An 8912-nucleotide genomic window follows, 5' to 3' on the forward strand; every position below is an offset into this window, starting at 1 on the left:
TTTTGGCATATTCATGCCAAAACACCTCGCGGAATAGTGGTGTGTGAACAGTAACTCAATTATACTGTTTTGTTTTTCAGCACTGCAGGTGATGTATTACCTACAACCATCGCTGTCAACGGGCTGAAATACAGCAGACATGTTAATACACAGTAAATCGGGATCATAATCGCAAACTGTACCAGTCTTCCGGGCATGATCGCATAGAAATTATATCCAAGCATGATCACAAGTCCTGCTGTTGTAAGAACCAGAGAGCTGAGAACTGCAGTTACCACGATAGATACGCAGATACCAACTGTCTTTCCTGTTTTCTTTCTGTTTGCAAATAATGGTTTTGCAAGGGCAGGAAGCACACCCCAGAGGATTGCTGCAACTGTGATAAACGGATTTACAGCATAGCCTTTCATAAAGCACCCGATAATATCCGCACATAATCCACAGACACCGCCTGCCACCGGTCCCAGCCACAGACCTGCAAGGATTGTACATACACTTCCCACAGAAATACGGTACGCACCAAGATCAATGACCAGAACTCGTGTGAGTACCAGATGCATGGCGATCAGAAGAGCCATGAACACCAATGTTTTTACGTTCCAATATTGTTTTTTCTGCATAATAAAAACACCTCCATAATGTGTTTTAAAAATAGAGTAGTTACATAAATAATAATCCCTCCACATTATGAGATGCTCTCATATGTAGCAACGGGTGCGGAAATCATATCGTAAGCAGCACGCTTTCTGCTTTTCGTTTCACGGCGACTCCCCAGCCTGTGAACACTTGACGCATAAAATCCTACTTCGCTATTATTTATTTATCGAAATTATAACACAATCCATAGAAATTGCAATATATTTTTCGTTATTATTTTCACAAATTTGAATGCTGTTTTTTGTTCATTCTATACGAATGGTCTGCTTTTTTTACTTGAGAATATTGCTGCAAACACTCGTAAGTCTATGAATAAAACAGCCGCATATACTAATACTATAACATTATGCAGCAGTCCGGCATCTTCAGCAATGAGAAATTACATGAATACAGATATTCCGTCCTGGTCTGCTATAATCATGGAGGTAAAAAAATGTCAGAAATATGCAAAAATAACTGCCAAAATCCTTATAATATATGTTATGATAATTACCTGAATACCAACGCCTGTACGGAATGTACCGGCCTGATATGCACTCCTGCCAAAGACAATGACGAATGGGAAAGCTACCGGAAAATTTTTGATTTTATCCCCGAACCGCCGGAAAGCAATATCCCTCCCTGTAAATAATTATCGCATACGGCAGGAATCATGTTCAAACGAATGATTTATCGGAGGTCCTGTCTGTATTATGAAAAAACTGCTTGCTGCATGTGTCTGTGCCGGCCTTAGCTTTTCTTTTGCCGGATGCAGCCCTGAAACCATACTGGAACAATTCACATCCACCGGAGACACATCCGTCCGGGAACTTACTTCTTCATCTGACACCACAACTGAAACCGAAACAAAAGACCGTATCTATATGGATGAACTTTCCGGTACCCTGCAGGATTTTTCAGGAAGCCAGCTTATTCTGAACACGGACAGTGCCTCCTATGTATTTAATGTTTCCAATGCCACCCTGGAATGTAAAGGCGGCATGATCACCGGCGATGAGATCAGTATCATTTACGAAGGTCAGCTTTCCGGTACTGACACAGGCAGTGTACATGTTCTGAAGGTTGTAGATGAATTTCATAAAAAAAATAAGCTGAAAAAGCGCACTGCGCATGGGCAGGTCATTTCCCTGACTTCCAATACCATCACAATAAAATCAAAGAAAGGAAAAACAGCCACCTATCCAATCACAGGAACAAAACAATATTATCAGAACGGAATCAAAGCCGGTGACTGGGTTTACCTTACATTCAAGGGAAAATTCCCGGATATTTCCAATGATTCTTCCGCATCCTTAAATGCCAGTCACCTGAAAGTGCTGAGTATTTCTGATCTGAAAGATCTGGAAATACCGGATCCCACCCCAACTCCGGATCCAAAACTCACACAGACACCGGAGCAGATAGAAAATAAAGAAAAACAGCTGCTGGCAACTGTACAGGGAGTAAATCTGAATATCCTCCGGATTCTTCCTGCCGGAAGTGACACCTCCTTTAATCTGGATATGTCAGCAATCCCCGCTTACTTCAAGGGAGGAATTGCCCCGGGATCTCATGTTAATGTTACTTATATCGGAGATCTGGAAACAACATCCCTGGAAGAAGTCCGTATTATTGCTGTGACAGGTGAGGATCCTGATACCATTAATGACAAACATATTTCCTTTACAGTAACCGGCACGATCATTGGAAGTACTGCCAACACCATCACTGTACAGACAGATGACGGTGCCATAGATACCTTCCGTACAGAAAACGCGCAGAACCTCACTGCAGGCGGCATGGAATACGGCGACTATGTGTGTATTACCTTCCATCCATCCAAATCAAAATCTTCTAATATTTATACAGCAATTAAGGTACAGGATGCGTAAATTGTTACTGTTCACTCCATTCTCAGCAACACGCTTCGCGATGCAGGAAATATGAACCTCCTTGTGCAATGCCCAAGGAGTATCGTTTGCTTCGCAAACTTAATTTATGCTAATCGCATAAATTCGCGCGGTATGTCTCGGGTTTTCTGTGACCTTCGTTCACACAAAACACCTCGCGGGATATCACCAATGAACAGTAACCGTAAATTTCTTCTTGATTTCCGCTTCACCTTCCGCAAGCCAGCGGTATGCAGCATCCTGATCACCAAGAATTTCCACAAACGACTGTACTTCGTCCCGGATTCCTTTTCCATGAATAACTCTGTAAGCCCCCGCATCACTTCCGGGGGCTGCTTTTATTCCCATCCGGAATGCTTTTCTGATATTCTCTTCTGCAGATTCTATGATTGGTTTCAGAGTCTCATCATCATAACGTCCGTCTCCCAGAAGATTTCTCACTGTAACCAGAGTCGGAACCCAGACTGTATCGCTCTCTGCCAGCATGGCAAGGCTTTCTTCATTCATATAGTTTCCATGTTCCAGACTGTCCACTCCGGCAGCCACTGCTGCCTGCACTCCGTAATCTCCGTTGGTATGGGACATGACAGCCATACCTTCCTCATGTGCAATATGTACCATTTCCTTTACCTCTGACCCATCCAGAGGTGTTCCGGTAATGGCTCCATGTTCATTAAAATCCAGAATCCCGGTAGTCATAATCTTAATGAAATCTGCCCCTGCCTGTTTCGCCTCCAGAACACGCTTATGAAATTCCACCATTGTGGCAAAACCATTTCCCACAATAGAACCATAATGCCCTTCTTTGTGAATGGCAAATATCGGAGTTCTGTAATCTATTCCATACTCTGGTGCAAGCTCTTTCGCTCTCGCAGAAACACCCAGCGCATCACCGCCATCACGTACAAAAACAATTCCCCGTTCCTGGTATGCCTTCAGATGTTCTCTTATGATCTTATCGTCCGGTCCATTTTTATGCACCTCAACTGCATGGCGGTAATTCACACCATCCATAATAATATGCGCATGACATTCTCCAAACATTTCCCGTTTCTCTTCCTCTTCCCTGCTGCTTTCTTAATTCAAAACATAGAGTCAGACGGATAAACTCATCCGCTTCGCTATGCAACTCTATGCTCAATAACCGCTCCGCAGTTTTACTTAATCTTTTATCTACAATTTTTTATTTTTCAAAAAAATTTCGGATTTCGTCTTCTGTTGCCTGCGCAGACCCCTGGACAAAGAATGGCTTTCCGCCGCCTCTTCCGTTTAATGCAGCATTCATTTCCTTTGTATACTGCCGTAAATCCCCATCAATCTCGCCCATGGCATACTTATAGCTTCCATCCTCATTTCTGGAAAATACTGCGCAGCAGCCCTCACAGGTATTCATCACTGCATCCGCAAGTTTACGTACAGAATCTGCTTCCAGACCTTCTTTGAAGATCAGGACACTTCCTGCACCTTCCCATTTCTTAGCCTCTGCCCTAAACATCTCTTCTTCCATGCGGGCAACCTGACCTTTCATACGGAAATTCTCATCCTGCAGACGCTGTACTGCATCTGCTGTTCTGTCCATCTTTGCAGAAAGCTTCATGGAAATCTGATGATTCTGCTCATTCACCATATTCAGATAATCCAGAACACGTTTACCGCAGATCATCTCCATACGGATGCCATCATGGAATTTCACTACAGAAAGAAGCTTCACCATTCCAATCTCACCTGTATGTGTCACATGAGTTCCACAACATGCACACACATCAACACCAGGGAAAGTCACGATACGAACCTGTCCTGTCAGTTCCTTCTTACTTCTGTAATCAATAGTCTTCAGTTCCTCAGCATCAGGATAAGTAATCTTAACTTCCTTATCCTCCCACACTCTCTCATTTACTTCCCGCTCAATTTCTGCAAGCTGCGCATCATCCAGCATACCATTCAAATCTACAGTAATCACATCGCTTCCCATATGGAAACCCACATTGTCATAACCATACTTCTCATGGATAATACCGCTGACCATATGCTCACCGGAATGCTGCTGCATCAGGTCAAAACGGCGCACCCAGTCAATCTTTCCTTCAACCTTCGCCCCCACTTCCAGAGCCTTATCAGTATAATGAAGTAATTCTCCATCTTTCTCATGAACCTCTGTCACCTTTACATCACCCAGCGTTCCCACATCACTTGGCTGACCGCCGCCCTCCGGATAAAAAGCACTCTCATCCAGAATGACAGCATAACCTTTCTTTTGCTCTCTGCACTCTACTACGGTTGCGGTGAATTCTTTTTTATATACATCTTCATAGTATAAACGTCTTGTTTCTGTCATGATCTGTCTCTCCTTTTTCATCTGTCATATTGCCCCGCATTATCTTCCACATAAATATAAATACCATATTTTATTTCATTGCAATCAAGTATAGACCAAATCAAAAGGCTTCGCAAGACCGTCACTCAGAGATATTTTCTATAAAAAAATCCGTTAATCAAAACAGCCAATAACCAGCGCAGAAAAATAGTTTGTTTTGTGTGCATTTGCAGGATACTTAGATATTCTTAGCTGGCAAAAATCTGCGTTATGAGAAAAATGACACACTGTCTGAGCCGCCATGCGGCGAGTTTGTGTCATTTTTCTCATGCCTTTAGCAGATTTTTGGCAGCTTAGAATATCTTAGTGTCCGAAACCGCACACAAAACAAACTATTTTTCTGCGCGTCCCTTTTTTCTCAAAATTTCCAATATCTGAATCCATTCCCCCACCTCCTGCGTTATAATTAAATGAACAGGGAAAAGGAGACAGTAATGACCACAGAAAAGCAATATCTGGAATATCTGATTAAGCAATACCAGAACTTAATATATTCGATCTGCCTGAAATCTGTCGGTAATCCATTTGATGCCGAAGATCTCACTCAGGAAGTCTTTCTGTCTGCCTATAAGAACCTTTCCCGCTTTGATGGTAATTATGAGAAAGCCTGGTTAAGTAAGATCGCTGTCCGAAAGTGTCTGGATTATCTGAAAGCAGCCGGGCGGCGAAGTATTCCAACAGAAGATACCTACTTTTCCCAGATTCCGGACAGACAATCCTCTCCCGAGGATGAATATATGAAAACTGCATCCAACACTCACGTAGAAGCATTGTGTATGCAGTTGAAAAGTCCTTACAAAGAAGTCGCTTACGCACATTTCTGCAAAGAATTATCAGTACCTGAGATTGCACAGCAGACAGGGAAAAATCCGAAAACAATTCAGACACAGCTCTATCGCGCAAGGGCAATGCTGAAAAAAATGCTTGAAAGGGGTGATTAGATGCATATTAATAAGAAGGATTTAATAGAATTTGACAACGGAAATATGAACACACAGGAAATCATTGAGTTTCTGTCACATCTTGATCACTGCGATTTCTGTCTGGATCAGATGATGGAACAGGAAGACAGCAGTACGGATACTGCTCCCGCCTATCTGATGGAACAGATTCTGGACAAAGCAGACTCCGGTGAAGTGCAGCTTGCCCGGGCAGCAAATCAAGCATCCCGCAAAATCCGGCTGCTCCATTACAGCCTTCAGACTGCTGCAGGTGTGATGGTTGCCCTGCTGCTTTTATTCAGTATCCCAAACCTGGATTTCACTTCCTTACATCAGGATACTTCCTCTCAGACAGACAGAATATTGCCCGAGCATGAAAACGGCAGACTCTACCAGTTCACCAGAGAACTCGGACAGAATATTGGTGATGGCACCGGTTCTTTTATAAAATATATCAGTGATTTTTCCGGCAAATTAATGAATGGAGGCAAATAAAAGTATGCAAAAACAAAAACGTGGATTCTGGCTTTTTATCTTCTCCCTGATTCCAGGCGCAGGAGAAATGTACATGGGGTTCAAAAAACAGGGCATCAGTATTATGTTCTTATTCTGGGGTGTCTTTGCCATCGGAGCATGTACCGGAATGGACTGGCTTGTGTTCCTGATTCCGATCATATGGTTCTACAGTTTCTTTAATGTGCACAATCTGAAGTCTCTTTCTGAGGAAGAATTTTATTCCATAGAAGATTCCTATGTCCTTCATATGGATGAACTGGCAGGAGATATCAGTTCTCTGCTCAAACATCACGGAAAGATAACTGCGATTCTGCTGATTTTCCTTGGTGCTTCTATTCTGTGGAACACTCTGGTAGATTTCCTCTATATGATCTTACCCGGATATCTGGCTGATATGATCGGCAGATTCACATATCATCTGCCGCAGCTTGTGATTGCAGCTGCTATCATTTTTGCAGGGATTTATATTCTCACCCGCAAGAAGGATGCACTGGATGAAGAACAGCCTGACAGCTTTACTGAGGAAGAACATTACTGGACACCTTATCGTCCGTATCAGCAGAATGTTCCGAATATGGAAACTGACGCGGTTAAAAATACCACAGACACAGTAAATCCTGATTGCTGTACAGATATCGATGTCACGGATACCGCAAACAACAAAAGCCCGGTATCTCTGAAAAAAGATTCTGCCGCCGAAGTGTCCCAGAAGGATGCTTCATCACAAACAACAAATTCTGAATCATGACACAAAATGGGATTGTCACATCAAGGAATCCACCTTCATGTAACAATCCCATTCTCATTATCCTCACATGGATACAGAAACTTCTCCAAAGGACAATATTGTCTCCTGTCCATCCTCTTCCCGTACTTTCAGCCGTCCGTCCCTGCATATCTCCAATGCAAATGCCTGTCTGGAAGAGTTTCCGTCTGTAATTGTGATCTGATGTCCCGGGATCATGTTATGTGTCACATAATCCGGAGATAATTTCAGATCTGCTGTTTCTTTTCTCAACTCGTTCACGATCATTGCAGTCAGTTTATTACGGTCAGTCTGTTCCGCATCTTCTTTTGTCTCATAAAGGGCTCCTGCTATACTTCTTAATTTCTGCGGCAGGTTCTCCTGGTCCAGATAGAGGTTCAATCCCATGCCAACTACCACAAACTCAATATTTCCACTCTCAAAATCTGTGACAGCCTCTGTGAGTATTCCACAGACTTTCTTTCCTTTATAAAACAGATCATTAACCCATTTAATATCAAGCTGGATTCCACAGAGCTGAGCAACTGCTCTGTAGACTGCCACTGCTGCCGCAGTTGTGATCAGCAGACTGTCATGTATAGTTCCCTGTGGCTTCAGGATCACACTCATGTAAAGACCTGTATCTGCAGGAGAATAGAATTCCCGGCCTCTGCGCCCCCTGCCTGCAGTCTGGCTCCTGGCAATGACAAATGCCCCATGTCCGGCCTCTCCCATCATAGCTTCTTTCTTGGCAGTCTGGTTCGTAGATTCCAGTTCATCATAAATATCTACCTTAACCTTCGGATCATCCAGAAACAGGCGGATTCCCTCCTGCGACAGACGGTTCGTATCCTTCGCAAGCATATATCCTTTATTCGGTCCTGCTTCTATATGATACCCTTCTTCCCGGAGCGACTTTACTGCCTTCCACACTGCTGCCCTGGTGCATCCCAGCTCACCGGCAATGCTCTCACCGGAAAGCACTTCTCCTTTATTCTTCTCCAGCATTTCCAAAAGACTTGATTTTACAGTCATAATGTTCTCTTCGCACCTTCTCCTGTTATTTTTCTCTCATTATTTACTGTTAATCATATCATCTGCCGCTGTTTTTGTCTAATATCTGTTTTTTGCATGTCCCCATACCTTATAGCCGTTCCATAAAACAATGCAATCAGGACAGCTCAGCAGAGTACGAAGAACAAGGAATATATCTGCAGGCATACTGACATACAGCAAAGATATCTGACGCAGGACTTCACTCTATGATGGACTGGATTGTTTGCAGTAATTTATGAAATTTCTATAATCAGTTATCTGTCAGAACCGCCACAACTCCGGAATATAACACGATAAATCCCATAATTACCGCAACTATATCAGCGGAATGAAAATCAATATTGAAGATCATGCCGCCCGCGATCATCACCTCAACAGTAACGATCAGACCCAGAATAACTGCCATCATTCTGGAAAACTTATGATTCTCTTTTCTTCTTCTCATTTTCTGTGCGGTACCTGCTGCATTTGCCATAATAAGCTCTCCCATTTCTTTCGAACACATTTTCAGAACATATATTCGTTTCTGTATTTTATAATACCACACACTTATGAAAAATGGAAGAGGTTTGTCGAACATTTGTTTTTAATAAAAAAGAACTGTTATGTCAGCGCCTCTGCTCAGTTAAATGAATTTTTAAATTCTACCTTGCAAGAGTAAATTCTATACCTGTAGAAATTACTTCTGCATGGATTTTTCCTTCTTCTTTTTATAAAATACTACTGCAGATGAT

Annotated in this window: 9 protein-coding genes and 1 riboswitch; of the genes, 4 read left to right on the forward strand and 5 right to left on the reverse strand. The window is 42.7% G+C overall.

Annotated features, from left to right (window positions below):
- Positions 1-59: 59 nt before the first annotated feature.
- The gene (locus LI074_RS16165) at positions 60-620 is read right to left on the reverse strand and encodes a folate family ECF transporter S component (protein WP_008707011.1); all 561 of its coding nucleotides are present in this window, start codon (positions 618-620) and stop codon (positions 60-62) included.
- Positions 621-706: 86 nt separating this feature from the next.
- Positions 707-811, reverse strand: a riboswitch (THF riboswitch).
- 538 nt (positions 812-1349) lie between these two features.
- Here LI074_RS16165 and LI074_RS16170 point away from each other — a divergent pair.
- Complete coding sequence (locus tag LI074_RS16170) at positions 1350-2528, forward strand: hypothetical protein (RefSeq protein ID WP_173698397.1); 1179 nt, start codon at positions 1350-1352, stop codon at positions 2526-2528.
- 183 nt (positions 2529-2711) lie between these two features.
- On the opposite strand, the gene LI074_RS16175 is transcribed toward LI074_RS16170, so the two are convergent.
- Positions 2712-3590 (reverse strand): amidohydrolase family protein, encoded by an 879-nt coding sequence (locus LI074_RS16175; protein ID WP_173698398.1) that lies wholly within the window; start codon positions 3588-3590, stop codon positions 2712-2714.
- Between the two features lie 139 nt (positions 3591-3729).
- The gene (locus LI074_RS16180; protein WP_173698399.1) at positions 3730-4881 is read right to left on the reverse strand and encodes an alanyl-tRNA editing protein; all 1152 of its coding nucleotides are present in this window, start codon (positions 4879-4881) and stop codon (positions 3730-3732) included.
- Positions 4882-5354: 473 nt separating this feature from the next.
- Between LI074_RS16180 and LI074_RS16185 the strand changes: the two genes are divergently transcribed.
- The 3 genes from LI074_RS16185 to LI074_RS16195 are packed head-to-tail and all read left to right on the forward strand — an operon-like array spanning position 5355 to position 7125.
- Entirely contained in the window at positions 5355-5861 is a 507-nt protein-coding gene (locus tag LI074_RS16185) for an RNA polymerase sigma factor (RefSeq protein ID WP_118616673.1), read from the forward strand.
- The gene (locus tag LI074_RS16190) at positions 5862-6356 is read left to right on the forward strand and encodes a hypothetical protein (protein WP_173698400.1); all 495 of its coding nucleotides are present in this window, start codon (positions 5862-5864) and stop codon (positions 6354-6356) included.
- Positions 6357-6360: 4 nt separating this feature from the next.
- Positions 6361-7125, forward strand: coding sequence for a hypothetical protein (locus LI074_RS16195; protein WP_173698401.1), 765 nt, complete (start codon positions 6361-6363; stop codon positions 7123-7125).
- A gap of 63 nt (positions 7126-7188) precedes the next feature.
- On the opposite strand, the gene LI074_RS16200 is transcribed toward LI074_RS16195, so the two are convergent.
- Complete coding sequence (locus LI074_RS16200) at positions 7189-8157, reverse strand: biotin--[acetyl-CoA-carboxylase] ligase (protein ID WP_173679693.1); 969 nt, start codon at positions 8155-8157, stop codon at positions 7189-7191.
- 271 nt (positions 8158-8428) lie between these two features.
- On the reverse strand, positions 8429-8653 hold the full coding sequence (locus LI074_RS16205) for a hypothetical protein (protein WP_026649725.1): 225 nt from the start codon (positions 8651-8653) through the stop codon (positions 8429-8431).
- Positions 8654-8912 lie beyond the last annotated feature (259 nt).

This window comes from Blautia sp. MSK18_10, assembly GCF_020553185.1.
GTDB classification, from domain to species: Bacteria; Bacillota; Clostridia; order Lachnospirales; family Lachnospiraceae; genus Blautia_A; species Blautia_A wexlerae.

What these genes read in the sequence shown, in the direction of transcription:
- LI074_RS16190 (WP_173698400.1), top strand. Translation starts at nt 5,862, where the DNA reads ATGCATATTAATAAGAAGGATTTAATAGAATTTGACAACGGAAATATG.
- LI074_RS16170 (WP_173698397.1), top strand. Translation starts at nt 1,350, where the DNA reads ATGAAAAAACTGCTTGCTGCATGTGTCTGTGCCGGCCTTAGCTTTTCT.
- LI074_RS16195 (WP_173698401.1), top strand. Translation starts at nt 6,361, where the DNA reads ATGCAAAAACAAAAACGTGGATTCTGGCTTTTTATCTTCTCCCTGATT.
- LI074_RS16165 (WP_008707011.1), bottom strand. Translation starts at nt 620, where the DNA reads ATGCAGAAAAAACAATATTGGAACGTAAAAACATTGGTGTTCATGGCT.
- LI074_RS16205 (WP_026649725.1), bottom strand. Translation starts at nt 8,653, where the DNA reads ATGGCAAATGCAGCAGGTACCGCACAGAAAATGAGAAGAAGAAAAGAG.
- LI074_RS16185 (WP_118616673.1), top strand. Translation starts at nt 5,355, where the DNA reads ATGACCACAGAAAAGCAATATCTGGAATATCTGATTAAGCAATACCAG.
- LI074_RS16200 (WP_173679693.1), bottom strand. Translation starts at nt 8,157, where the DNA reads ATGACTGTAAAATCAAGTCTTTTGGAAATGCTGGAGAAGAATAAAGGA.
- LI074_RS16180 (WP_173698399.1), bottom strand. Translation starts at nt 4,881, where the DNA reads ATGACAGAAACAAGACGTTTATACTATGAAGATGTATATAAAAAAGAA.
- LI074_RS16175 (WP_173698398.1), bottom strand. Translation starts at nt 3,590, where the DNA reads ATGTTTGGAGAATGTCATGCGCATATTATTATGGATGGTGTGAATTAC.